A 24847-nucleotide genomic window follows, 5' to 3' on the forward strand; every position below is an offset into this window, starting at 1 on the left:
GGCCCGAGGTCACGGTCAGCCCTTGCGGTACGAGATCACCGTCGTCGTCACCAGACACGGCGAGGGCGGCACCATCTCCACCCGCAGCGTGCCGCTCGCGGTGTCGTAGTCGACGCCCTCGGCCTCGAAGGTGCCCGAACAGATGCTGCGTTGGGGGATCGCGAACGCGGCCGTGACGTGTCCGGTGACCGGCGAGCCGTCCAGGGGGCGGTCCAGGGCGACCTCCAGGACCTCCTTCGTCGAGCCGTCGGACGAGCACGCCAGATGTGTGGCGTCGGTGAAGTCGCAGCCCTGGATGTTGTCGACCGGCTTGTCGAGAGTGATCTGCCCGGCCTGCGGGAGATTCGCGCCGGGCGCGGGCGCCGACGGGTTGAGCACGGGCGCCGGGAAGACCTGGAGCCGGTTCATGGTGCCCCACTCGCCGGCCACCAGCCACTGCCCGTCGGGCGACACGGACGCGAACGAGTTGTTGAGCAACTCACCTTGATCCAAGGCGTGTTCGTACGTGGTGCGCTTCCCGTCGGGGGCCGTCACCGCGAACATCTTCTTCGTCGTGGCGTCGCCGCCCTGGTACGCGTCGAACGTGTAGCCCTGCGCCACATCCGGGTCGCCTATGTGCGACCAGCCCGCCGTGCGCAGATCGAGCGGTACGGAAGCGAGGCCCCGGTACACCAGGGAGCCGTCGGCGTGGCTCGCCAGGCCCTGGCTGCCGGTGAGTGAACTCACCCGCGCGGTGCCGGTCTCGGTCCAGGTGGGCGCGGCCACCGCCGTGCCCGCGCCGAGCGCGAGGGCGCCCAGGGTCGCGGCCAGAGTGAGGAGTTGGCGTCTTGTCCGTCGTTGCGTGGGGGGTTTCATCGCGGCCTCCGCCGGTCGAAGATCGGGTCGCGGACCAGGCTGCCCTACGATCGGCGCATGAGGCTGACGATTCTCGGCGGTGGCGGATTTCGAGTGCCCTTGGTGTACGGAGCGCTGCTCGGCGACCATGCGCCGGGCCGCGTCACCGAGGTCACGCTGCACGACACCGACCCGGACCGGCTGCGGGCCGTCACCGGCGTACTGACGGAACAAGCCACCGGCGTCCCCGACGCGCCCGCCGTGCACGCCACCACCGACCTCGACGAGGCGCTGCGCGGCGCCGACTTCGTGTTCTCCGCGATCCGCGTCGGCGGCCTCGCGGGCCGCGCCGCGGACGAGCGGGTCGCCCTCGCCGAGGGAGTGCTCGGCCAGGAGACCGTCGGCGCCGGTGGCATCGCGTACGGCCTGCGGACCGTGCCCGTCGCCGTCGACATCGCGCGCCGCGTCCGGCAACTCGCGCCCGACGCCTGGGTCATCAACTTCACCAACCCGGCGGGCCTGGTCACCGAGGCCATGTCACGGCACCTCGGCGACCGCGTCATCGGCATCTGCGACTCGCCCGTCGGACTCGGCCGCCGCGTGGCGCGCGTCCTCGGCGCCGACCCGGGCGAGGCCTGGATCGATTACGTCGGCCTCAACCACCTCGGCTGGCTGCGCGGACTCGAGGTGAACGGCCGCGACGAGCTCCCGCGCCTGCTCGCCGACGAGAAGCTGCTCGGCTCCTTCGAGGAAGGCCGCCTCTTCGGCACGGACTGGCTCCGCTCCCTCGGCGCGATCCCCAACGAGTACCTGCACTACTACTACTTCAACCGCGAGACCGTACGCGCCTACCAGGAGGCCGATCGCACCCGCGGCGCGTTCCTGCTCGACCAGCAGGCCGCCTTCTACGCCGACCCGTCGTACGCCAGTTGGGACCGCACCCGCGCCGAGCGCGAGGCCACGTACATGGCGCACAACCGCGAGGCGTCCGGCGCGGGCGAGCGGGACGCGGCCGACCTGGAGGAGTCGGGAGGCTACGAGAAGGTGGCGCTCGCCCTGATGCGCGCCATCGCCCGCGACGAGCGCGCGACGCTGATCCTCAACGTGCGCGGGCGCGGCGCCCTGCCGTCCCTCGACGACGACGCCGTGGTCGAGATCCCCTGCCTCGTCGACGCCAACGGCGCGCACCCCGTCAGCGTGGCGCCGCTGCCCGGCCACGCCACGGGCCTCGTCTCCTCGGTCAAGGCCGTCGAGCGCGAGGTGCTCGAAGCGGCCGAGGGCGGCTCGCGCGCCGCCGCCGTCAAGGCCTTCGCCCTGCACCCCCTCGTCGACTCCGTGACCGTGGCCCGCCGCCTCCTGGAGGGATACGCGTCGGCCCACCCCGGCCTCGCCTACCTGACCCGCTAGGGGGTGTCCGGCGGATCAGGGCCGGGTAGGTCGCGGCGAGGTGCCGTGCCAGGCGTCGCGACCCCGGCCCGTGATCCGCCGGACACCCCCGAGTAGAGGAGCCCGTATGCACGACGAACTCCGCCGCATCGAGCAGCGCGTCGCCCGCGTCCACGACCAGCGCGTCAAGCCGGCCGTCCACAGCGCCCGGGTCCCGCTCGCCCTCCAGGCCTGGCACGCGCCCGGCGAGCCCGTCCCCTTCGCCGAGGCGAAGTCGGCCGCGTACAAGCCGTTCAGTGTCGGCACCCCGTGGGGGCCGCCCTGGGGCACCACCTGGTTCACGGCGCACGGAACGGTCCCCGCCGAGTGGGCGGGCCGCCGCGTCGAGGCCGTCTTCGACCTGGGCTTCGTCAACGACTGGCCAGGCAACCAGGCGGAGGCCCTCGTCCACCTCCCCGACGGCCGCCCCCTCAAGGCCGTCAACCCGCAGAACCAGTACGTGCCCGTGGCCCGCCCCGCGCAGGGCGGTGAAGAGGTCGACTACCTCATCGAGGCCGCCTCCAACCCGGACATCCTCGCCGACCGCTTCGCCCACCCCACCCCGCTCGGTGACCCGCGCACGGCGGGCGACCAGCCGCTCTACACCTTCAGGAGCGCCGACCTCGCGATCCTCGACGAGGAAGTCTTCCACCTCTCGCTCGACCTCCAGGTCCTGCGCGAGCTGATGCTGGAGCTGAGCGAACACGAGCCGCGCCGCCATGAGATCGCGCACACTCTCGAAGCGGCGCTCGACGCCCTCGACCTCGACGACATCTCCGGCACGGCCGCCGCCGCCCGCGCCGTCCTCGCCCCGGCCCTCGCGAAGCCGGCGCACGCGGGCGCGCACACCCTCTCCTCCGTCGGCCACGCGCACATCGACTCGGCCTGGCTGTGGCCGATCCGGGAGACCAAGCGCAAGACGTCCCGCACCTTCTCGAACGTGACGGCGCTCGCGGACGAGTACGACGAGTTCGTCTTCGCCTGCTCGCAGGCCCAGCAGTACGAGTGGGTCAAGGACAACTACCCGCACGTGTGGGATCGCATCAAGGAGGCCGTCGCCAAGGGCCAGTGGGCGCCCGTCGGCGGGATGTGGGTCGAGTCCGACGGCAACCTGCCCGGCGGCGAGGCCGTCGCCCGCCAGTTCGTCCACGGCAAGCGCTTCTTCATCGAGCACTTCGGCGTCGAGACGAAGGGCGTATGGCTGCCCGACTCGTTCGGTTACAACGCCGCCTACCCGCAGCTCGCCCGGCTCGCCGGAAACGAGTGGTTCCTCACGCAGAAACTGTCCTGGAACCAGACCAACAAGCTGCCCCACCACTCGTTCTGGTGGGAGGGCATCGACGGCACGCGGATCTTCACCCACTTCCCGCCGGTCGACACCTACAACGTCGAGTTCTCCGGCAAGGAGATGGCGCACGCCGTCCGCAACTACCAGGACAAGGGGCGAGGCACCCGCTCGCTCGCGCCCTTCGGGCACGGCGACGGCGGCGGCGGACCCACCCGCGAGATGCTGGAGCGCGCCCGCCGCCTGGCCGACCTGGAGGGCTCCGCGAAGGTCAGGGTCGAGCACCCGGACGCCTTCTTCGCCGAGGCGAGCAAGGAGATCCCCAAGGACCAGGTGTGGTCGGGCGAGCTCTATCTGGAGCTGCACCGCGCCACGTACACCTCGCAGGCCCGCACCAAGCAGGGCAACCGCCGCAGCGAACACCTCCTGCGCGAGGCCGAGTTGTGGGCCACGGCCGCGGCCCTGCGCGCGCCGGGGTACGCGTACCCGTACGAGAAGCTCGACCGGCTGTGGAAGACGGTGCTCCTGCACCAGTTCCACGACATCCTGCCCGGGTCGTCCATCGCCTGGGTGCACCGCGAGGCCGAGGCGGAGTACGCGCGCGTGGCGGCCGAACTCGAAGCGATCACGGCGGAGGCGGTCGGTGCGCTGGGGGGTGGCGAGGGTGGGCCGCACGTGTTCAACACCAGCCCGTACGCCCGTACCGAAGTGATCCGCACCCCGGCCGGGGACCTGGCCCGCACCCACGTGCCCGCCAACGGGTCGGCGCCTCTGGCCCCCGCCGCCCCCGACCACCCCGTCACCGTCACGGACGGCCGCACGCTCGACAACGGGCTCGTGCGCGTCGTCATCGGCCCCGACGGGACGCTGGCCTCCGTGTACGACCTGACCGCGGAACGCGAGGTCCTCGCCGGCCCCGGCAACCTGCTCCGCCTCCACAGCGACCTGCCCAACTACTGGGACGCCTGGGACATCGACAAGCACTACAAGAACCACTACCGCGATCTCCTCGACGCCGAGTCCGTGACGGTGACCGAGGAAGGGCCGCTGCGTGCCGCCGTCCGTGTGGAGCGCGCCTTCGGCAAGGGCTCCCGCATCACGCAGACCGTCACCCTGCGCGCGGGCAGCAAGCGCGTCGACGTCGAGACCGAGATCGACTGGCACGAGACCGAGAAGATCCTCAAGGCCGCGTTCCCCGTCGACGTCCGCGCCGACCACTCCAGCGCCGAGATCCAGTTCGGCCACGTCAAGCGCCCCACGCACACCAACACCAGCTGGGAGGCGGCCCGCTTCGAGGTGTACGGCCACCGCTGGGTCCACATCGGCGAACCCGGCTACGGTGTCGCGGTCCTCAACGACTCCACGTACGGCCATGACGTCTCGCGCACGACCCGCGACGACGGCGGCACGACCACCACCGTCCGCCTCTCCCTCGTGCGGGCCCCGCGAGTGCCCGACCCGGAGGCCGACCAGGGCGCGCACCGCTTCACCTACTCCCTGCTGCCCGGCGCGAGTGTCACCGACGCGGTCGCCGAGGGGTACGCGCTCAACCTGCCGCTACGGGTGGCCGGTTCGGGCGGTGCGCCGGAGCCGGTGGTGTCGGTGGACGGCCACGGTCTGACGGTGGAGGCGGTGAAGCTCGCCGACGACGGCTCGGGCGATGTCGTCGTCCGGCTCTACGAGTCCCTCGGCGGCCGGGCCGCGGGCACGCTGCGCACGGGCTTCCCGCTCGCCGGCGTCCAGGTCACCGACCTCCTGGAGCGTCCGCTCGCGGAGCAGCCGGAAGAGGTGCGGATGCCGGCGAACGGCGGTGACGCGGTGCGGGTGGCGCTGCGGCCCTTCCAGATCGTGACGCTGCGGCTCGCGGTGGGCGGCCGGGGCTGAAGCCGTCAGTGGGGAGGGCCGGTTGGGCCTCCCCACCGATCTCGGCTCCGTGATTGTTTCTGACGCATACGGCGAATTTTCATGCAAGTGTCATCACCCCTTCCCCTCTGACCGGTCCTCTTGGAACACTCTGTTCGCTTCTGTCCCCACACACCCAAGAGGCCCCACACCCATGCCTGAACTCAACCGGCGGCGTTTCCTGCAGATAGCGGGCGCGACCGCGGGCTTCACCGCCCTGTCGAACAGCATCGACCGCGCCGCCGCCATTCCGGCCGCCCGCGTCAAGGGAACCGTCCAGGACATCGAGCACATCGTCGTCCTGATGCAGGAGAACCGGTCCTTCGACCACTACTTCGGCACGATGAAGGGCGTCCGAGGCTTCGGTGACCCGCGACCGGTGACGCTCCCCAGCGGCAAGCCCGTGTGGAACCAGGCGAGCGGTGCCAAGGAGGTCCTGCCCTACCACCCCGACGCGGCGGACCTCGGCATGCAGTTCATCGCGGGCCTCGACCACGACTGGGCCGGCGGCCACAGCGCGTTCAACAACGGCAAGTACGACAACTGGATCGCGGCCAAGGGCACGGGCACGATGGCGTATCTGACGCGCCAGGACATCCCGTTCCACTACGCGCTCGCCGACAAGTTCACGGTGTGCGACGACTACCACTGCTCGTTCATGGGGGCCACCGACCCCAACCGCTACTACATGCTGTCGGGCCACGTCGGCAACGACGGCACCGGCGGCGGTCCCGTCCTCGGCAACCAGGAGGCCGGCTACGGCTGGACCACGTACGCCGAGCGCCTGGAGAAGGCCGGGGTCTCCTGGAAGGTCTACCAGGACATCGGCGACGGCCTCGACGCCGCCGGGAGCTGGGGCTGGATCGACGACGCCTACCGTGGCAACTACGGCGACAACTCGCTCCTCTACTTCAACAACTACCGCAACGCAAAGCCGGGCGACCCCCTCTACGACAAGGCCCGCACCGGCACGAACGCCAAGGCGGGCGACGGCTACTTCGACGTCCTGAAGGCCGACGTCAAGGCCGGGAAGCTCCCCAAGATCTCCTGGATCGCGGCGCCCGAGGCGTTCTCCGAACACCCCAACTGGCCCGCGAACTACGGCGCTTGGTACATCTCGCAGGTCCTCGACGCGCTCACGTCCAACCCGGACGTGTGGAGCAGGACGGCGCTGTTCATCACGTACGACGAGAACGACGGCTACTTCGACCACGTGGTGCCGCCGTACGCCCCCGCCTCCGCGAACCAGGGCCTGTCCACCGCCGACACCACCCTCGACTACTTCAAGGGCAACGCGAGCTACTCGGCGGGCCCCTACGGCCTCGGGCAGCGCGTCCCCATGATCGTCGTCTCGCCGTGGTCCACGGGCGGCTACGTGTGCTCGGAGACGCTCGACCACACCTCGATCCTGCGGTTCATGGAGAAGCGCTTCGGCGTCAAGGAGACCAACATCTCGCCGTGGCGCCGCGCCGTCTGCGGCGACCTCTCCACCGCCTTCGACTTCTCCCTCACGAACACGACTCCGGCGCAACTGCCCAGCACCGCCGGGTACCTGCCGCCGGACCACGACCGGCACAACAGCTACGTGCCGAAGCCGCCGGCCAGCCCCGTGCTGCCCAAGCAGGAGTCGGGCTCCCGGCCCGCGCGCCCGCTGCCGTACGCGCCCTACGTCGACGGGGTCTCCACGCCGTCGACCGGCAAGTTCCAGCTCACGTTCAGCGGTGGCCCCTCCGCGGGCGCGGCGTTCCAGGTGAGGTCGCTCAACCGGACCGACGGCCCCTGGACGTACTCCACCGAGGCCGGCAAGTCGATCTCGGACGCCTGGAACTCCACTTACTCCGCCGGGAAGTACGACCTCACGGTGCACGGCCCGAACGGATTCCTGCGCGCCTTCAAGGGCACCAACACGGTCGCCGAGCCCGGGCTCACGGCCCGCCACGACGCGAGCACGGGCAACCTCACGCTCACGCTGACGAACCCCACCGGCGCCGACGTCCACCTCACCGTGACCAACGCCTACGGCGGACAGCCGCAGACGTACACGGTGCGGGCCGGCGCCACTGTCACGCAGACCGTCGACCTGCGCGCGACCAAGCGCTGGTACGACCTGAAGGTGACCGCCGACAGCGACAGCACGTACCTGCGCCGCCTCGCGGGCCATGTCGAGAACGGACAGGCCGGCGTGAGCGACCCCGGGATCCTCACGGTCTGACCCCGCAGGGGCTTCGATCTCGAGGACCTCGAAGACACGCGAAAACCGCGCCGCCGCCCGTTCCGTACCGGTTCGGGTGGCGGCGTACGTCACATCTGTCCGGCCTGGATGCCACCACAGGATGGCGCGGTAGTGTGCCCGGGTGACGACGCATTCGAACACCCCGGCAGGCTGGTACCCCGACCCCCAGGGCGCGCCCCAGACCCTGCGGTGGTGGGACGGCGCGCAGTGGACCGAGCACACCAGCCCTGTGCAGCAGCCCGCGGGCCAGCAGGTCCCGCAGCAGGCGCAGCGGCAGCCCCAACAGCAGCAAGTGCAGCAGCCGGTCCAGGGCCAGTTCGCGCAGCAGCAGCAGCAGCACGCGGCCGGCCCGTACGGGCAGCAGGCCCCGCAGCAGCAGAGTCACGTCGACCCCGCCAAGGTGCAGCGCCAGGTGCAGCACCAGGCCGGCGTCGCGCCCACCGCGCAGGGCGGCGGCAGCCTCTTCACCGAGCCGGTCCTGGTGGTGAACCAGAAGGCCAAGCTGATCGAGCTGACGAACGAGTACACCGTCATGGATCAGAACGGCGCCCAGATCGGCTCCGTCGTCCAGGTCGGCCAGAGCACCCTCAAGAAGGTCGCGCGCTTCGTCTCCAGCCTCGACCAGTTCATGACCCACAAGCTGGAGATCCGCGACGCGTACGGGCAGCCGCAGCTCGTCATGACGCGGCCCGCGAAGTTCATGAAGTCGCGTGTCGTCGTCGAGCGCCCGGACGGCTCGCCCGTGGGCGAGATCGTCCAGCAGAACATGATCGGCAAGATCAACTTCGGGATCAACGTGAACGGCCAGCAGATCGGCGCGATCAAGGCCGAGAACTGGCGGGCCTGGAACTTCTCGATCGTCGACCACGCCGACAACGAGGTCGCCCGCATCACGAAGACGTGGGAGGGACTCGCCAAGACGATGTTCACGACCGCGGACAACTACGTCCTCCAGATCCACTACCAGCTGCCCGAGCCGCTCCTGAGCCTCGTCGTGGCGACCGCCCTCACGGTGGACACCGCCCTCAAGCAGGACGCGCGCGGCTTCGGCTGACCGGGCCTGCGCCCAGGGCGCCGGTTCACCGCGACGTGGGCTGCTCCAGTCCCGCCTGCTCGTCAGCCCCGGCCGTCGTCCCGTGCGCGGCCGGGACGCGCGGTCCGCCCGCCCGGCGCGCGCTCGGGACCAGCAGCGCAGCGAGCGCGGCGGCGAGGCACAGCGCCGCGAGCAGCGTGAAGCCGTGGGTGTACCCGGAGGCGTAGGGGAGTCCCGACGCCTGGAGGTGCCCTGTGACCAGGCTGCTCATCACGGCGGCGCCGATCGAGCCGCCGATGGTGCGGATGTTGGCGTTCATGCCGGTGGCCGCGCCGGTCTGCGCCGCCGGGACGCTCTGCACGATCAGGTTCGCCATGGACGCGAACGCGAGCCCGATGCCGAGCCCGAACACGCCTGCCGCGAGGGCGACTTGCCACTGCTCGGAGTGCCAGGCGGCGAGCATCGCGCAGGAGACGGCGCCCAGCGCGGCGCCGGTGGTGAGCAGCGTCTTCGCCCCTACGGCGGGTTCGAGCCGGCCGCTGAGCACCCCGGCGAGGAACATCGCCACGAGCATGGGGAGCATCAACAGCCCCGCGCCCGTCACGCTCGCCCCGAACCCGTACCCGGCGGACGAGGGTGTCTGGGCGAACCCGGGCAGGAACGACCACACCGCGTACATCCCCGAGCCGAAGAGCAGCGCGGCCGTGTTCGTCGTCCACACGGCGGGCAGCCGCATGACGCGCAGGTCGATCAGCGGGCTCGCGGAGCGTGCCTCGGCGAGCACCCACGCGGCGAAGAGGACGACGGCGGCGGCCAGCAGACCGACGACCTTGATCGATGCCCAGCCCCATGACGTGGCCTGGCTGATGGGCAGCAGCAGGGCGACGAGCCAGCCGGAGAGCAGCACGGAGCCGAGCCAGTTCACGCGTCCCGTGCCGCGCGTCGGCGACTCGGGAACGTAGCGGTACGCGATCAGCGCCGTCACCGCGACGACGGCCGCGGGCAGCCAGAACAGCCAGCGGTAGTCGAGCGCGCCCACGATCGGCCCGGCCGCGACCATGCCCACACCGCCGCCGGCCGCGATGACGGCGGACAGGTTGCTGATGCTGGGGCTGACCCGGTGTCCGGGGAACTCGTCGCGGATGATGCCGAACGACAGCGGGAAGAGCGCGCCGCCGATGCCCTGGACGACACGGGCGACGATGAGCACGGTGATGCTCGGGGCGAGGGCCGCGAGCACACAGCCCACGGTCAGCGCGACGAGCGCGGCGACCATGGTGCGCTTCTTGCCGACGAGGTCGCCGACCCGGCCGAGTATGGGCGTGAAGATCGAGGCGGACAGCAGATAGGCGGTCATCACCCAGGTCGAGGTGGCCTGGCTGGTGTGCAGCGCGTGCTGGACGGTGGGCAGGGCCGGGGCGACCAGCGACTGCATCATCGAGAACACGCCGGCACCCGTCGCGAGGACCGCGAAGGTGAGGCGGTTGGAGCTCCTGGGCGCCGGGCTCGGCGCCTGGGGATTCCGGGACATGGGATTCCGGGACATGGGATTCCGGGTCGTGCGAGGGGACGTCGTGCGATTCCGGTTCAAGGCGGTGTCTCTCTGAACGGAAGGTGGCCAGGCGCACCGGCGTGACCTGCGGCAAGGGCCGCGGTCCGCCGGCGCGCGCGAGCTGGGAGGATGGTGGGATCCGGCCGTTTCGGCCGGTCTGACCGCAGCACTGTGCGGCGGGGCGCGGGGTGCGCCGACTGCTAAAGTGGAGGCACCCCTCGACTTGGATAACGATAGCGGAGGGGTGCCTCCGGTACAACCTCGGCAGCCCGCGCTGCCTCACCCCGGGAGTGGCACGCATGACGGACAGGGAACTCGTCGGCGGGATCGTCGCGGCCCAGCGCCCGCGCCGCGCGGACGCGCGCCGCAACTTCGACGCGCTCCTCGCCGCGGCCCGCGACGCGTTCGCCGAGAAGGGCGCGGAGGCGTCGCTCGAGGACATCGCCCGCAAGGCCGGCGTCGGCATCGGCACGCTGTACCGCAACTTCCCCACGCGCAGGCACCTCTTCGAGACGGTCTACGCGGAAGAGGTCGACGCCCTGTGCCGGCTCGCCGACGAACTCGCGGACGCCCCGCCGTGGGACGGGCTCGCCACGTGGCTGCGCCGGTTCGTGGACTACACCGTCACCAAGCGCGCCATCAGGGACGCACTCAGCGGTGAGTCGGACATCTTCGTCTCCTGCCGCCGCGCCATGATCGACGCCGGTGAACCGCTGCTGCTGCGCGCGCAGGCCGCCGGGGAGGTCCGCGAGGACATGTCCTTCGATGACCTGCTCCGCCTGATCTCCGGCGTCACCGGCGCGGCCTACGTGGACACCGAGCAGCGCGACCGGGTCTTCGGCATCACGCTCGACGGGATGAGGACGCGCCCCGCGCCTCGCAAGCCGTGACGCGGGACCCGTACAGCGGATCGTGCGATGCGGAGGCCGTGAAGGGGCCGCTCTCAGGACGCCTGGAGTGCGCCCGGTGCCGGTTCCGGCTGGGGCGGGACCGACGGCAGGATGACCACCGTGCCCGGCAGTACGGGCATCGGCGGAAGGCTCTGCAGGCCCGGCAGCCCAGGCAGGCTCGCGACCGGGCCGGGCTCCGTCACGCGGGGCGGCAGCTCGGGCAGCGGTTCCGCCGCCGTGAGCGACGGCTGCGGTCGGGCCTCCGGAGTCTCTTGGGTCTCTTGGGTCTCCGGTGACGTGCGCGTGAGGAGCAGGACGCCGCGGGCCGCGAGCGTCGCCCCCGCCGCCGCGAGCAGAATCCCCGTGATCCCGCCCTGGAGCCGCTCGCCGAGCAGCGTCACGCCGATGATCGCCGCGGCCACCGGGTTGGAGAGGGTGACCATCGCGAGCGGAGCGCCGAGGCCACCGCGGTAGGCGACCTGGGACAGGAGCAGGCCGCCCGCCGCGAACGCCGCGATCAGCAGCGCCACGACGATCACCTTGACGCTGAGCAGCGGCCCCGTCCGGTCGGTGACCGCGACGGTCACGGTCTGGGCGAGCGCCGAGGCGATGCCCGAGGCGAGACCGGAGGCCGTCGCGTGCCGCAGCCCCGGCTTCGCGCCGCGCCGAGACAGGAGACCGATCAGGGCGGCCGTCGTACCGGCGACGGCGAGCGCCTCGCCGAGGCTGAGCGTGTCGTCGGGGGCCGGGCCCGAGGCCGTGAGCAGGAGCGCGCCGAGCCCGGCGAGCGTGAGCGCGGTGCCGCGCCATTCGACGGACAGGACGCGCCGCCCGGCCAAGCGCGCCCCGAGCGGCACGGCCGCGACGAGCGTCAGCGCGCCGAGGGGCTGTACGAGGGTGAGGGGGCCGTACTTGAGGGCCGCCACATGCAGGAGCGCGGCGGACGCGTTGAGCAGGACCGACCCCCACCAGGCGCCCGTGCCGAGCAGGCCGAGGACGCCCGAGTCGGTCCCCGCGGTGCGTGACGCGAGGCGTTCCTGGGCGACGGCGGCAGCGGCGTAGGCGACCGCCGAGACGAGGGAGAGAGCTACGGCGAGGAGGGTGGCGTTCACCGGTGTGCTCCTGACGCCGTGAGGACTTCGCGCCCCGGACGTGCCGCTCCCGAGGTGACCGACGCGACCGGCGCGTCGACGGCGGACACAGAGCCTGCCGTCACCGACACCGGGATGCGCGCGAGCACTTCGGACGCGGAGAGGGAGCCGCCGCGCTGATGCGCCGGGGTCCAGGGGGCGGGGATCGCCGCGCCCATGGTCTCCGCGGTCGCCGTGAGCGAGGCCGCGGCGCGCGGGGCGGGCAGCAGGCGCCGGCCGATGGACCGACCGGGCTTCGCGGCCTGAGTGGTGCCGGGCAGCCGGATCACCGCGAGCGCGATGCCCAGGAGGGCCGTCGCCACGATCGCGTCCAGCCAGTAGTGGTTCGCCGTGCCGACGACGACGAACAGAGTCAGTGCCGGGTGCAGGAGCCACAGCCAGCGCAGCCGGGAGCGGGTCGCTGCGATCAGGCCGACGGCGACCATCAGGGCCCAGCCGAAGTGCAGCGACGGCATCGCGGCGAACTGGTTCGCCATCGAGTCGGTCTGCGGCGTCGCGCCATAGACGGTCGGCCCGTACACCTGCCCGGTGTCCACGAGGTGCGCGGCGGCCAGCATCCGGGGCGGGGCCAGCGGGAAGGTGAGATGCAGCACAAGGGCCGCCGCGGTGAGGGCGGCCAGTACCCGGCGCGTCCATATGTAGTGCCGGGGCCTGCACAGATACAGCCAGATCAGAAAGGCGGCCGTCGCCGGGAAGTGCACCGTCGCGTAGTACGTGTTCGCGATGTGGACGAGGCCGTCGCTGTGCAGCAGGGCATGCTGCACAGCGCCCTCGCCCGGCAGATGGACGGCGCGTTCGAGGTCCCACACGCGGTGCGCGTTGTGGAACGCCTCGCCGGTGTGGCCATTGGCCAGTTGCCTGCCGAACTTGTAGACGAGGAACAGTCCGACGACCAGCAGGAGCTCCCGGACCAGGGGCGGGCGGGCGACGACATCCGGCTGGTGGCCGACGGCGTCCGTCTCGCGGCCGGCTGTGTCCGGCTCCGGTTCGGCAGGCTCGGTAAGGGAATTCATCCCCCGGCCCCTTTTCATGACGACTGGGTGGTGCGGTGATGCGGAGGTGAGCGCGGCGTGAACCGAGCTCATCGATACGCCAGTGTACCGAAACGCTGGCGTACCGGTACACTGGCGTATCGATAGCGGAGATCGCGAGGAGAAGAGCCATGGAGTCCCAGGAGCAGGCAGGCACATCAGTGACCACTTCGCGCCGCTCCAAGATCACTCCGGAGCGCGAGCGGGAGTTCTACGACGCGGTCCTCGACCAGCTCCGCGAGAACGGCTACGAGGCGCTCACCATGGAGGGCGTCGCGGCCCAGGCGTGCTGCAGCAAGTCCACGCTCTACCGGCAGTGGAAGACGAAGCCGCAGCTCGTGGCCGCCGCACTGCGGGCGGGACGCTGCGTGAAGTTCGCCAGTGTCGACACAGGTACGTTCGCCGGGGACCTGCGCTCGGCCGCTCGCGCGGCGGCGCAGCAGGCCGGACGCGACACCCAGCTCGTCCAGGCCCTCGGCCACGCGGTCCTCAGTGACGAGGAACTCCAGGGGGCGCTGCGCGAGGCCCTGGTCGAGCCGGAGCTGGCCGCGCTCGGGGCGATGGTCGACCGGGCCGTGGCGCGCGGCGAGATCGCCGCGGACCATCCGGCCGTCGAGTTCCTGGCCGCCCAGCTGCTCGGGGTTCAGCGCATCCGCCCGGTCCTCGAGGGCCGGTACGCGGACGCGGACTACCTCACCCGCTTCGTCGACGCCGTGGTGCTGCCCGCACTCGGCCTGAGCGAAGCCACCTGAACGGGAGGCCGCCGTCTGTCGGGATGACCGGACGGCGGTCTGCCCGCGCCGCACCGTGGGGACGGGCGCGGCGCGCACCCCCGGGCCGGGCGGGTCCCTCCTTGAGCGGAGTGGGACCTGCCCGGCCCCTGGGCTTTCCCTGTGGCGCCCGACGGGTTGTGGCGGGGTCCTGCATGTGTCGCGTGGAGCCCTACACGTCCTGCCCGTTGCCGCCGCCCTCGGCGATCGCGGACTTCTTGATGCCCTTGGTGATCTTGTCCATCGAGGTCACGTCCGGCGCCTTGTCGTTCACGTCGATGCCGAAGCGGACGACGACCAGCGACTTGGGGTTGGCCGGCGCGGGGAAGACCAGCGACTCGACGTAGCCGTCGTCGCCCTTGGCCGTGACGACCTGCCAGCGCACCAGATAGCCCTGCCGGCCCGCCACGGTGACGGCCTTGGAGGCCAGTTCCCTGTGCGAGGTGATCTTCCCGTAGATCGCGCCGCCGTAGGACTCCTGCGCGTTCTTGGAGATGTCCTCCTTGGCCGCGGCCTCCGCGCCGGTCGCCTTGAGCTTCAGCGCCTCGGCCGACGCCGAGAACGCGCCGCCGCGCACACACTGCTGCTTCGTGTCGCCGGGGCAGGCGTACGGGCCGGTCGTCACCCCCGCGTTGCCGCCCTTCGTCGTGCCGCCGGTCCAGCCGTCGAGCACGGGCATCGACACCCCGTTGACGAGGTCGGCGGCGAAGCCGTCGCCGGAACCCGGTGCCTGCGGCGCGCCACTCTCGCCACCGGAGCCACCGGAGCCACCGGACCCGCCACTGCCCCCGCTGCCGCCCGTCCCGTCCCCCGGCCCCTGAGGAAGTCCCGGGGAAGCAGAGGGACTTGACGAGGAGCCGGCCCGGTCGCTCTTGCCGTCGCCGTCCCCGGACGTCAGCGCGTACACGCCGCCGACGATGCCGCCGAGCACCACCACAGCGACAACGGCGGCGATGGCTATCTTGAGGCCACGCTTCGGCTTCGGCTCCGGGTACGCGGGGTAGCCCGGGTATCCGGGATGGCCGAACTGGCCCTGCGGCTGGGAGGTCTGCGGATAGCCGTACGCCTGCGGATGCGCGCCGGGAGCCGCCGGCGCGTACGCGGGCGGGGCGGGCGTGGCGCCGGCCTCGGTGGCACGGGTCTGCTCCGTCCACACACTGCCGTCCCACCAGCGTTCGGTGCGGGGGCCTTCGGGCTTCTGGCCGGGATCGGGGTACCAGCCGGGGGGAGTCACCTGGGTCATGGGCGCCACAGTATGAGGCGTGCGTGAAAGAGGCATGAGAGGGGGCAGGTCCGGTTCCGGAAGGGCACCTCCTCACTTACGGCGAAGACCTGCGCAGACCCCCACCCACAACCCCCCGGCTCCGGCTACTCTCGACATCTGTACGTCGGTTGAGCGACTTCGGGAGGGTGCGGGATGACGCGGAGTCGGCCTGAAGGAGCCGCCTCGGCCGCCCTGTGGGAGCGGGACAAGGAGATCGCGGACGTCGAGCGGGCGCTCGGCGAACTCTGCGGGGACGCGGCGTCGTCGGGCAGCCTCGTCGTGTTCAGGGGCGAAGCGGGCATCGGCAAGACCGCCCTCCTCGAAGAGGTGCGCCGCGCATCGCGGCCGGACGGGCCACGGTCTGGTCGGCCCGCGGTGGTGAGACCGTCACCTCCGTCCCCTTCAACGTCGTACGCCAGTTGCTGCAGCCCGCCCTCCTCGTGCTCTCGCAGGAGGAGGCCCGCGAGTACTTCGGCGACTGGTACGAGATCGCCGGCCCCGCCCTCGGCATAGCCGAACCGGGTGGCCGCCAGGCCGACCCGCAGGGTGTGCGCGACGGACTCGTCGCGGCCGTGTCCCGGCTCGCCCGGCTGCACTGGCCGCTCGTCCTGCTCGTCGACGACGCGCAATGGGCCGACGAGGAGACCCTCCACTGGCTCGCCGCGTTCGCCGAACGCCTCGACGACCTCCCCGTCCTCGTGGTCGTCGCCCACCGCGACGGCGAGGCGACCGCCGCCTCCACCGGACACCTCGAAGCCGTCGGCGCCGCCGCCCGGCCCCGCACCACCCTGTACGCCCTCACCCCCGACGCCACCGCAGGCCTCACCCGCGCCACCCTCGGCGAGCACGCCGACGCCCCCTTCTGCCGCGAGGTGTGGGCCGTCACCGGCGGCAACCCGTACGAGACCGTCGAGCTCCTGGCCAAGGTCCAGGACAGCGAACTCGAACCCGCGGAGGGCTCGGCCGGCGAGCTGCGCGCCCTGAACAAGTCGGCGCGCGGCCGCGGCCTCGTCGACCGCCTCGAAGGCCTCGGCACCGACGCGACGCGCTTCGCCTGGGCCGCCGCCATCCTCGGCACCCGGATCGCCCACGACCTCGCGGCGCGCCTCGCCGGGATGACGCCGGGCGAGGCCGGCCGCTGCGCCGTGCGGCTGCGCGCCGCCCGCATCCTCACCGACACGACGTACGAAGACGGCGCCGTGAGGCTGGAGTTCGTGCACCCGCTGATCGCCAGCGCCGTGTACCGCTCCATCCCGGCGGCCACCCGCACCGCCATGCACGGGCAGGCCGCCTGGGCCGTCACCGCCTCGGGCCACGGCGCCGCGGCCGCCTCCCGGCATCTGCTCCAGGTCCACCCGGACGACGACCCCGAACTCGTCGAGCAGCTGCGCGCGGCGGCCGGCGAACACCTCGCGGTCGGCGCCCCGGAGGCCGCCCGCCGCTGTCTGGAGCGCGCCCTCCAGGAACCGCCGCTGCCCGACGTACGGTCCGGACTGCTCTACGAGCTGGGCTGCGCCACCCTCCTCACCTCGCCCGCCGTCACCATCGGCTACCTGCGCCAGGCCCTCGACACCAACCCGGGCCTCGACGGGGACGCGCGCGTGGACGCCGTGTGCCGGCTGTCCCAGGCCCTCGTCCACAACAACCAGCTGGAAGAGGCGCTGCGCGAGATCGACGCCGAGGCCGCGCGGCTCGACCCGGGTCCGGCCCGCCTCCGCCTCCAGGCCATGCGCTACATGTGGGAGGGCATCCACGCGGGCGAGGAGGACTCCCCGGGCCGCTCCCGCAATCTCGCCGCGCTCGCGGGCTCCCTCACCGGCCGGGACAACCCCGAGCGGGTCCTGCTCGTCCTGCGCGCCTTCGACGCGATGACGCGCGGCGAGAACGCGGAGGAGGTGGTCGAACTCTGCGACCGCTCCCTCGTCAACGAACGCCTCGCGCCGGGCCTCGGCTGGACCGACCCCGAGTGGGGCTTCGAACTCCTCGCCATGCTCGGCAGCGCCTATCTCTTCGCCGACCGGCTCGACCGCGCGGAGAGCCTGTTCACGGAGGCCGTACGCGCCTACGAGACCGCGGGCTGGAGCGGCGGCCATCTGGCGCTCGCGCACGCCTTCGTCGGTTACGTCCACCGCAGGCGCGGCCGCCTCACCGACGCCGAGGCCGTCCTGCGCGAGAGCCTGCGCCTGGCCGACCGCGTCGGCCGCGGCCTGCCCATGCACTGGGACGCCGCGTGCATGCTCATCGACACGCTCGTGGCCCGCGGCCGGATCGGCGAGGCGATGGAGATCGCGGAGCGCTACTCCTTCGGCCCGCCCTACCCCTCCACGATCGTCCTGCCCGACGCGCACTCCGTCCGCGGACGCCTGCTGATCGCCGCGGGCCGCACCGAGGAGGGCGTCAACGAGCTGGAGGCGGCGGCCAAGGCGGCCAACGCCCGCGGCGGACACAACACGATCATGGCGCCCTGGGCCTGCGACCTGGCCCGCGCGTTCGCCACCGAGGACCCGAAGCGTGCCAGGGAACTGGCCGCCGACGCCCGGCTCCAGGCCGAGCGCTTCGGCACGGACACGGCGATCGGGGAGGCCTTGCGCTGCGAAGCCGCCCTGGAGACCGGCCAGCGCTCCCTGACGCTCTACGCGAAGTCGGTCACGTACCTCGAGGCGTCGCCCTGCGCGTACGAACACGCGGTGGCCCGCGTCGAGTACGGCATCGCCGCCCGCTCGGTCGCGGAACTCAGCCGAGGCCTCACCCTGGCCAAGTCGTGCGGCGCCGACGGCCTGGCCGCCCGCGCCCGTGAGGTCCTGGACACGGGACGCGGCCTGCGCTGACCGTCGGTGGGCGCGAGGTTCAGCCCGCGGCCGGGTCCTCTCCGCTCTCCTCGGCGAGGACCCGCTGAGCCACCGCGAACGCCGAATTGGCCGCGGGGACACCGCAGTACACCGCGGACTGCAGCAGTACGGCGCCGATCTCGTCGGGCGTCAGGCCGTTGCGCAGCGCGGCGCGCACGTGCATGGCCAGCTCGTCGTAGTGGCCGTGGGCCACCAGCGCCGTCATCGTGATCATGGAGCGTTCGCGGCGCGCCAGCGTCGGGTCGGTCCAGATCTCGCCCCACGCGTAGCGCGAGATGAAGTCCTGGAAGCGGGCCGTGAACGGGCTCTGCCGGGCCTGCGCGCGGTCGACGTGCGCGTCGCCGAGCACCTGCCTGCGCACCTCCATGCCGCGTCGGGCACCCCCGCCGAGCTGGGCGCGCAGCGCCGTGATCACGGGTTCGGGGCACTGGGCGGGGGCGAGGTGCGAGGCACCCGCGATCTCGACGAGCGACGAGCCGGGCACCGCATCGGCGATCTCCCGCAGATGCGCGGGCGGCGTCGCCGGGTCCTCGCGGCCCGCGATCAGCAGCGTGGGAGCCGTGATCGAGGCGAGCTCCTCGCGGATGTCGAACGCGGCGAGGGCGTCGCAACAGGCCGCGTACGCGTCCGAGTTGGCGGTTCGGTGGTCCTCGATGAGGGCGGGGACGGTGAATCCGGGTGTGAACCAGCGCCGGTCGGCGGTCTCGGCGACCGGGCCGAGCCCCTCGCGGCGTACGAGCGCGGCCCGTTCCTCCCAGGGCTTCGAGCCGCCGAAGTGCGCCGACGAGCAGATCACCGCGAGGCTCGTCACCCGCTCCGGGTGGTGGACGGCGAGGTGCAGGCCCACCGCGCCGCCGAGCGACACCCCCGCGTACGCGAAGCGCTCGATGCCGAGGGAGTCGGCGAGGTCGAGGACGAGCCCGGCCAGATCGGCGACGGTCGCACCCGGGCCGATCAGGCCTGCCGGGGACTTTCCGTGTCCCGGCAGGTCCCAGCGCACCACACGGTGGGTGACGGACAGCTCGGGCGCGACCATGTCCCACAGGGCGGTGGAGGTGCCGAGCGAGGGGCCCAGGAGGAGCGGGGGAGCGGTGGCGGGGCCTTCGGCGCGGTGGTGAAGAAGGGGGCCGCGGTCGGGGGATGCAGTGCTCAACGTCGCTCCAGGGCACGGTCGGTGAGGGCTCCGGCGGAGCCGGTGTAACGGGCGGGGTCGGTGAGGTCGGCCAGGTCGACGCCCTTGAGATCGGGCTCGTCGGCCAGGATCTCGGCCAGGGGCCTGTCCTCGGCGCGGGTGCGCCGCGCCGCCTCGGTGAGCAGGGACTTCGCGCGGGCACGCCCGAGCAGGGGCGCCAGCTCGGCCGCCAGGCGCTCCGAGACGATCAACCCATGGGTGGCGAGGAGGTTTTCACGCATCACGTGCGCGTGGACCTGAAGCCCCTCGGCGAGCTCGGCCGCGTCGCGCGCCGCGCCGCCCACCAGCCGCAGGAGGTCGCGCAGCGGCTCCCACTCCGCGTGCCAGGCACCGGCGGGGCGCTCGTCCTCGGCCGCCATCGACGCGTACAGCGTCGCGGCGAGCGCGGGTGCGCGGCGGGCGGCCGCCGCGACGAGCGTGGCCCTGACCGGGTTCGCCTTGTGCGGCATCGCGGAGGAACCGCCGCCCGCCCCCTCCGACAGCTCCCCGATCTCCGTACGGGACAGCGTGAGCACGTCCGCAGCCGGCTTGGCGAGGGCCCCGGCCGTGAAGGCGAGCGCGCCCGCGAGGTCGGCGACCGGGGTGCGCAGGGTGTGCCAGGGCAACACGGGTGCGACCAGGCCGAGTTCGGCCGCGTATGCCTCGGTCAACTCACCGGCGTTCGTGGCGCCGAACACGCCGAACGCCGCCAACGTGCCCGCCGCGCCGCCCAGTTGGACAGGAAGCGCGGCCCGCACGGTGTTCAGCCGGTCGCGTGCGTCGAGGACGAGTGAGCGCCAGCCCGCCGCCTTCAGGCCGAACGTCGTCGGCACGGCGTGCTGCGTGAGCGTGCGGCCCGGCATGACGGTGTCGCGGTGCGCGGACGCGAGCCGACCGAGCGCGCTCTCCGTGCGCGTCAGGTCGCCGAGCAGCCCGTCCAGCGTCCGGGCGGCGACCAGCATGAGCGCCGAGTCCAGGATGTCCTGGCTGGTGGCGCCCCGGTGGACGTACGGGGCGTGCTCCCCGGCCACCGCTGCCGTCAGGTCGGCGACCAGCGGGATCACCGGGTTGCCCCCGGATCGGGCGCGCAGCGCGAGGTCACGGGGGTCGAAGCGCCTCTCGTCCGTGGCGGCGCGCGTCACCGCGTCCGCCGCGGCCACGGGCGCCAGGCCCAGGGCGGCCTGCGCCCGGGTGAGCCCCGCCTCCGCGTCGAGCAGGGCGCGCAGGACCGCCGCGTCCGAGGTGGCCGACTCGGCGGGGGAGCCGGCCCGGCCGGGGGCGAGCAGTCCGGCGTCGGGATCGACGTGTGTCACTGGAACTCCAGGAAGACCGTTTCGCCTTCGCCCTGAAGGCGGATGTCGAAACGGTACGTGCGGTGCGCGTCTTCCTGCCGCTGCGCGAGCAGCGTCGCGCGCCGCTCCGCGGGCAGGGCGTCGAGCAGCGGGTCCGCGCCGTCGGAGAGGTAGGCGCGGGTGAACAGGTGGTGCAGCAGTCCGCGCGCGAACACGCACACGCTGACGTACGGCACTCCCGCGTTGCCCGGCGGCAGTGTGAAGAGCGCGTAGTGCCCGTCGGCGTCCGTGGCGACCCGGCCGAATCCGGTGAAGTCCGTGCCGTTGCGGCCGAGATGACCGCCGGTCGTGGGGTCGCGGCGCAGCGAGCCGGGTGCCCCGTCGAGCGAGCCGTCGGGTCCGGCCTGCCAGAACTCCATGATGGCGTCCGGTACCGGGGCGCCCTCGCCGTCGAGCACGTAGCCGTGCAGGGCGATCGTGTCGGGATGTCCCTTCGGCGCGACCTGCTCGCCCTCGGGGAACGGCAGGGCATAGCCGTAGAACGGGCCGACGGTGTGTGACGGCGTGGGGAGGAGCTTCTCGGGCACGGAGGTCATCGGCCTTCCTCGATCCAGGTGGCGGAGGGACCGTCGAGGACGATGTCCCACTCGTAGCCGAGGGAGAACTCGGGCTGGGACAGGTCGTGGTTGTACGCCGCGACCAGGCGGTCGCGCGCCGCGTCGTCCGTCACCGACCGCAGGATCGGGTCGTAGCGGAACAGCGGGTCGTTCGGGAAGTACATCTGCGTCACGAGCCGCTGCGTGAACGCGTCACCGAACAGGGAGAAATGGATGTGCGCGGGGCGCCACGCATTGGTGTGATTGCGCCACGGGTACGCGCCCGGCTTCACGGTGGTGAACGAGTAGCGTCCCTGATCATCCGTCAGTGTTCGCCCCACACCGGTGAAGTTGGGGTCGAGCGGCGCCGGGTGCTGGTCACGCAGATGCGCGTACCGGCCCGACGCGTTGGCCTGCCAGATCTCCACGAGCTGGCCGCGCACGGGGCGGCCGTCGCTGTCGAGGAGCCGTCCGGAGACGGTGATGCGCTCGCCGAGCGGCTCGCCCGCGTGCTGACGCGTCAGGTCCTGGTCGATGTCGGTGATGTCCGTGGCGCCGAAGACGGGCCCGGACAGCTCGACGGTCTCCGGGTCGCCGCCGTTCACGGCGACGAGCGGCTGCTTCGGATGGCGCAGGAGCGAGCTGCGGTACGGCGCGTAGTCGCGCGGCGGGTGGTGCTGGGCGGGCGCGCCGCCCGCGCGCGCCTTGTCGTACGCGCTCTGGAGGTCCGCGACCTCGATGTCGATGTCCGACTGGGTGAGTGCCATGGAGGGTTCCTGAGTCCTTAGCGTTCGAGGACGAGGGCGAGGCCCTGTCCGACGCCGATGCAGAGGGTGGCGACGCCGGTGCCGGCACCGGCGGCCTTGAGCTGGTGCGCGACGGATCCGGCGAGCCGCGCGCCGGACGCGCCGAGCGGGTGGCCGATCGCGATGGCGCCGCCGCGCGGGTTGAGGATCGCGGGCTCGAACTCGGGCCACTCGGCGACACAGCCGAGGACCTGCGCGGCGAACGCCTCGTTCAGTTCGAGGGTGGTCAGGTCGCCGAACCCCTTGCCCGCTCTGGCGAGCGCGCGGTTGACCGCCTCGACGGGGCCGAGCCCGAAGTAGTGCGGGTCGATCGCGGCGACCCCGGAGGCCGTCACCCGGGCGAGCGGCTCGCGGCCGGTGGCCTTCAGACCCTCGTCGTCCACGAGCAGCAGCGCTGCGGCGCCGTCGTTGAGCGGCGACGCATTGCCCGCGGTCACCGTCCCGGTCTCCTTGCGGAACGACGGCTTGAGCGTGGCCATGGCCTCCAGCGACGCGCTCTCGCGCACGCACTCGTCGCGCGCGACGACGAGCGGGTCGCCCTTGCGCTGCGGGACGGCCACCGGCACGATCTCGGTGTCGAAGAGGCCGTTCTTCTGCGCGGCGGACGCCTTCTCGTGCGAGGCGAGCGCGTACGTGTCCTGCTGCTCACGCGTGATCCCGTGCTTGTCGGCGATCAGCTCGGCCGACTCGCCGAGCGGCACCGTCCACTGCGGCTCCATCCGCGGGTTGACCATGCGCCAGCCCAGGGTCGTGGAGTACAGCTCCGTGTTGCCCGCGGGGAACGGCCGGTCGCTCTTGGGGAGCACGTAGGGAGCGCGGGTCATCGACTCGACACCGCCGGCCAGGGCGATGGAGACGTCGCCGAGCGCGATGGCCCGCGCGGCCTGGATGACGGCTTCGAGGCCGGAGGCGCACAGCCGGTTGACGGTGACGCCGGGCACGGAGGTGGGCAGCCCGGCGAGGAGCCCCGCCATGCGGCCGACGTTGCGGTTCTCCTCGCCCGCGCCGTTCGCGTTGCCGAAGTACACGTCGCCGATCAGCGCCGGGTCCAACTCCGGTGTACGCGCGAGCAGTTCACGGATGACATGCGCGCCGAGGTCGTCCGGGCGGACGGCGGCGAGGGAGCCGTTGTACCTGCCGACCGGCGTGCGGACGGCATCGACGACGTAGACGTCCTTCATCGGGCTTCCTCCGGGATGCGGACCTTGGCGGCGGTCCTCGCGGTGACGTCGTCGGCGGTGACGCCGGGGGCCAGCTCGACGAGTTCGAGCCCCTCGGCGGTGACGTCGAGGACGCAGAGGTCGGTGATGACGCGGTTGACGCAGGCCTTGCCGGTCAGCGGCAGAGTGCAGTCCTCGACGATCTTGGGTGTGCCGTCCTTGGCGGTGTGGGTCATGGCGACGATGACTCTCCGCGCGCCGTGGACGAGGTCCATGGCCCCGCCGATACCGGTGATCATCTTGCCGGGGACGGCCCAGTTGGCGAGGTCGCCGCGGGCGGAGACCTGCATCGCGCCGAGGACGGCGACGTCGATGTGACCGCCGCGGATCATGCCGAAGGAGAGCGCCGAGTCGAAGTACGAGGCCCCGGGCAGGACGGTGACGGTCTCCTTGCCGGCGTTGATGAGATCGGGGTCCACCTCGTCGTCGGCCGGGTAGGGGCCGACGCCCAGGATGCCGTTCTCGGATTCGAGGACGACCTCGACGCCGGGCGGCAGGTGGTTCGGGATGAGCGTCGGCAGACCGATGCCGAGGTTGACGTACTGGCCGTCGCGCAGCTCGCGGGCGGCGCGCGCGGCCATCTCTTCGCGGGTCCAGGCCATCAGCTGCTCACCGTTCCTCGTGCCGGAGGCGCGGAGACGGTGCGCCGTTCGATCTGTTTGTCCGTGGCCTGCTCGGGCGTGAGGGGCACGACGCGCTGGACGAAGATGCCGGGCACGTGCACGGCGTCGGGGTCGATGTCGCCGGGTTCGACGAGTTCTTCCACCTCGGCGACGGTGACGCGTCCGGCCATCGCGGCGAGGGGGTTGAAATTGCGGGTGGACTTGTTGAACACGAGGTTCCCGTGGCGGTCGCCCTTGGCGGCGCGCACGAGGGCGAAGTCGGTGCGGATGCCGTGCTCGAGGACGTAGTCCGTGCCGTCGAAGGTGCGGACCTCCTTGGGCGGGGACGCCAGCGCGACGCCGCCCTGGCCGTCGTAGCGCCAGGGGAGTCCGCCCTCCGCGACCTGGGTGCCGACGCCGGCGGGCGTGTAGAACGCGGGGATGCCGGCGCCGCCGGCCCGCAGGCGCTCGGCGAGCGTGCCCTGCGGGATCATCTCGACCTCGACCTCGCCGGACAGGTACTGGCGGGCGAACTCCTTGTTGGCGCCGATGTACGACCCGGTGACCCGGGCGATCCGCCCGGCCGCGAGCAGGACGGCCAGGCCCGAGTCCATCGCCCCGCAGTTGTTGGAGACCACGCTCAGGCCCGTGGTGCCGCGCTCGTGGAGCGCGCCGATGAGCACGTTCGGGACGCCGACCAGGCCGAACCCGCCGACCGCGAGGGACGCCCCGTCCCCCACGTCGGCGACCGCTTCCGCGGCCGTCGCCACCACCTTGTCCATCCGAGCCAGCCTCTCCACGAACCTGAAATACTCAGCGCACTGAGCATTTATGTAACTGGCGCTTACGGTGCCACCGCATGCCCGTACCGTCAATAGCCCAGGGTGGCGACGGTTGGAGGCGGGGGAGTCGACTCGACATGGGCTGCTCTATGGTCGAGT

General features: G+C 72.3%; 18 protein-coding genes and 1 pseudogene. 7 read left to right on the top strand and 12 right to left on the bottom strand.

Going from position 1 to position 24847, the window contains the following annotated elements:
- Positions 1-15: 15 nt before the first annotated feature.
- Positions 16-855, bottom strand: coding sequence for a hypothetical protein (locus CG723_RS03380; protein WP_100591633.1), 840 nt, complete (start codon positions 853-855; stop codon positions 16-18).
- Positions 856-912: 57 nt separating this feature from the next.
- Between CG723_RS03380 and CG723_RS03385 the strand changes: the two genes are divergently transcribed.
- From CG723_RS03385 to CG723_RS03400, 4 genes are all read left to right on the top strand, one after another.
- A complete protein-coding gene (locus CG723_RS03385) occupies positions 913-2241 on the top strand; it encodes a 6-phospho-beta-glucosidase (RefSeq protein WP_100591634.1) in 1329 nt (442 codons plus the stop codon).
- A 106-nt stretch (positions 2242-2347) separates the two neighbouring features.
- Positions 2348-5428 (top strand): alpha-mannosidase, encoded by a 3081-nt coding sequence (locus CG723_RS03390; protein ID WP_100591635.1) that lies wholly within the window; start codon positions 2348-2350, stop codon positions 5426-5428.
- A 172-nt stretch (positions 5429-5600) separates the two neighbouring features.
- On the top strand, positions 5601-7658 hold the full coding sequence (locus CG723_RS03395) for a phosphocholine-specific phospholipase C (RefSeq protein ID WP_100591636.1): 2058 nt from the start codon (positions 5601-5603) through the stop codon (positions 7656-7658).
- A 142-nt stretch (positions 7659-7800) separates the two neighbouring features.
- Positions 7801-8733, top strand: a complete 933-nt coding sequence (locus tag CG723_RS03400; protein ID WP_100591637.1) for a phospholipid scramblase-related protein — start codon at positions 7801-7803, stop codon at positions 8731-8733.
- Between the two features lie 25 nt (positions 8734-8758).
- Here the strand turns inward: CG723_RS03400 and CG723_RS03405 are convergent, their stop codons facing one another.
- On the bottom strand, positions 8759-10243 hold the full coding sequence (locus CG723_RS03405) for an MFS transporter (protein WP_100591638.1): 1485 nt from the start codon (positions 10241-10243) through the stop codon (positions 8759-8761).
- 320 nt (positions 10244-10563) lie between these two features.
- Between CG723_RS03405 and CG723_RS03410 the strand changes: the two genes are divergently transcribed.
- Entirely contained in the window at positions 10564-11154 is a 591-nt protein-coding gene (locus tag CG723_RS03410; protein ID WP_100591639.1) for a TetR/AcrR family transcriptional regulator, read from the top strand.
- Between the two features lie 53 nt (positions 11155-11207).
- Here CG723_RS03410 and CG723_RS03415 read toward each other — a convergent pair whose 3' ends face one another.
- Together CG723_RS03415 and CG723_RS03420 are read right to left on the bottom strand one after the other, a co-directional pair.
- Positions 11208-12266, bottom strand: coding sequence for a hypothetical protein (locus CG723_RS03415; protein ID WP_234374105.1), 1059 nt, complete (start codon positions 12264-12266; stop codon positions 11208-11210).
- On the bottom strand, positions 12263-13318 hold the full coding sequence (locus CG723_RS03420) for a phosphatase PAP2 family protein (protein ID WP_100591640.1): 1056 nt from the start codon (positions 13316-13318) through the stop codon (positions 12263-12265). Before CG723_RS03420 ends, CG723_RS03415 begins: the two co-directional genes overlap by 4 nt.
- Positions 13319-13467: 149 nt before the next feature.
- On the opposite strand from CG723_RS03420, the gene CG723_RS03425 reads away from it, so the two are divergent.
- Positions 13468-14088 (top strand): TetR/AcrR family transcriptional regulator, encoded by a 621-nt coding sequence (locus CG723_RS03425; RefSeq protein ID WP_100591641.1) that lies wholly within the window; start codon positions 13468-13470, stop codon positions 14086-14088.
- A 190-nt stretch (positions 14089-14278) separates the two neighbouring features.
- Here CG723_RS03425 and CG723_RS03430 read toward each other — a convergent pair whose 3' ends face one another.
- A complete protein-coding gene (locus tag CG723_RS03430; RefSeq protein ID WP_100591642.1) occupies positions 14279-15349 on the bottom strand; it encodes a DUF2510 domain-containing protein in 1071 nt (356 codons plus the stop codon).
- A gap of 174 nt (positions 15350-15523) precedes the next feature.
- Here CG723_RS03430 and CG723_RS03435 point away from each other — a divergent pair.
- Positions 15524-18198 (top strand): annotated as a pseudogene (locus CG723_RS03435) (ATP-binding protein).
- Positions 18199-18217: 19 nt separating this feature from the next.
- On the opposite strand, the gene pcaDC reads toward CG723_RS03435, so the two are convergent.
- Genes pcaDC through CG723_RS03470 form a run of 7 tightly spaced genes read right to left on the bottom strand, consistent with a single transcriptional unit; the run spans position 18218 to position 24688 of the window.
- Complete coding sequence (gene pcaDC, locus CG723_RS03440; protein WP_100591643.1) at positions 18218-19372, bottom strand: bifunctional 3-oxoadipate enol-lactonase/4-carboxymuconolactone decarboxylase PcaDC; 1155 nt, start codon at positions 19370-19372, stop codon at positions 18218-18220.
- Positions 19369-20703 carry a 3-carboxy-cis,cis-muconate cycloisomerase gene (pcaB, locus tag CG723_RS03445; RefSeq protein WP_100591644.1) on the bottom strand — a complete coding sequence of 445 codons (1335 nt, stop codon included), beginning with the start codon at positions 20701-20703 and terminating at the stop codon, positions 19369-19371. The genes pcaDC and pcaB overlap by 4 nt, the downstream gene beginning before the upstream one ends.
- Positions 20700-21278 carry a protocatechuate 3,4-dioxygenase subunit alpha gene (gene pcaG / locus CG723_RS03450; protein ID WP_100591645.1) on the bottom strand — a complete coding sequence of 193 codons (579 nt, stop codon included), beginning with the start codon at positions 21276-21278 and terminating at the stop codon, positions 20700-20702. The genes pcaB and pcaG overlap by 4 nt, the downstream gene beginning before the upstream one ends.
- Positions 21275-22045 (bottom strand): protocatechuate 3,4-dioxygenase subunit beta, encoded by a 771-nt coding sequence (gene pcaH, locus CG723_RS03455; RefSeq protein WP_100591646.1) that lies wholly within the window; start codon positions 22043-22045, stop codon positions 21275-21277. The genes pcaG and pcaH overlap by 4 nt, the downstream gene beginning before the upstream one ends.
- Positions 22046-22062: 17 nt before the next feature.
- Positions 22063-23265, bottom strand: a complete 1203-nt coding sequence (locus CG723_RS03460) for a thiolase family protein (RefSeq protein ID WP_100591647.1) — start codon at positions 23263-23265, stop codon at positions 22063-22065.
- A complete protein-coding gene (locus CG723_RS03465; protein ID WP_100591648.1) occupies positions 23262-23906 on the bottom strand; it encodes a CoA transferase subunit B in 645 nt (214 codons plus the stop codon). The genes CG723_RS03460 and CG723_RS03465 overlap by 4 nt, the downstream gene beginning before the upstream one ends.
- Complete coding sequence (locus CG723_RS03470; RefSeq protein ID WP_100591649.1) at positions 23906-24688, bottom strand: CoA transferase subunit A; 783 nt, start codon at positions 24686-24688, stop codon at positions 23906-23908. Before CG723_RS03470 ends, CG723_RS03465 begins: the two co-directional genes overlap by 1 nt.
- Between the last annotated feature and the right edge of the window lie 159 nt (positions 24689-24847).

Origin of the sequence: Streptomyces sp. CB01635, assembly GCF_002803065.1 — a bacterium.
Classification (GTDB): Bacteria; Actinomycetota; Actinomycetes; order Streptomycetales; family Streptomycetaceae; genus Streptomyces.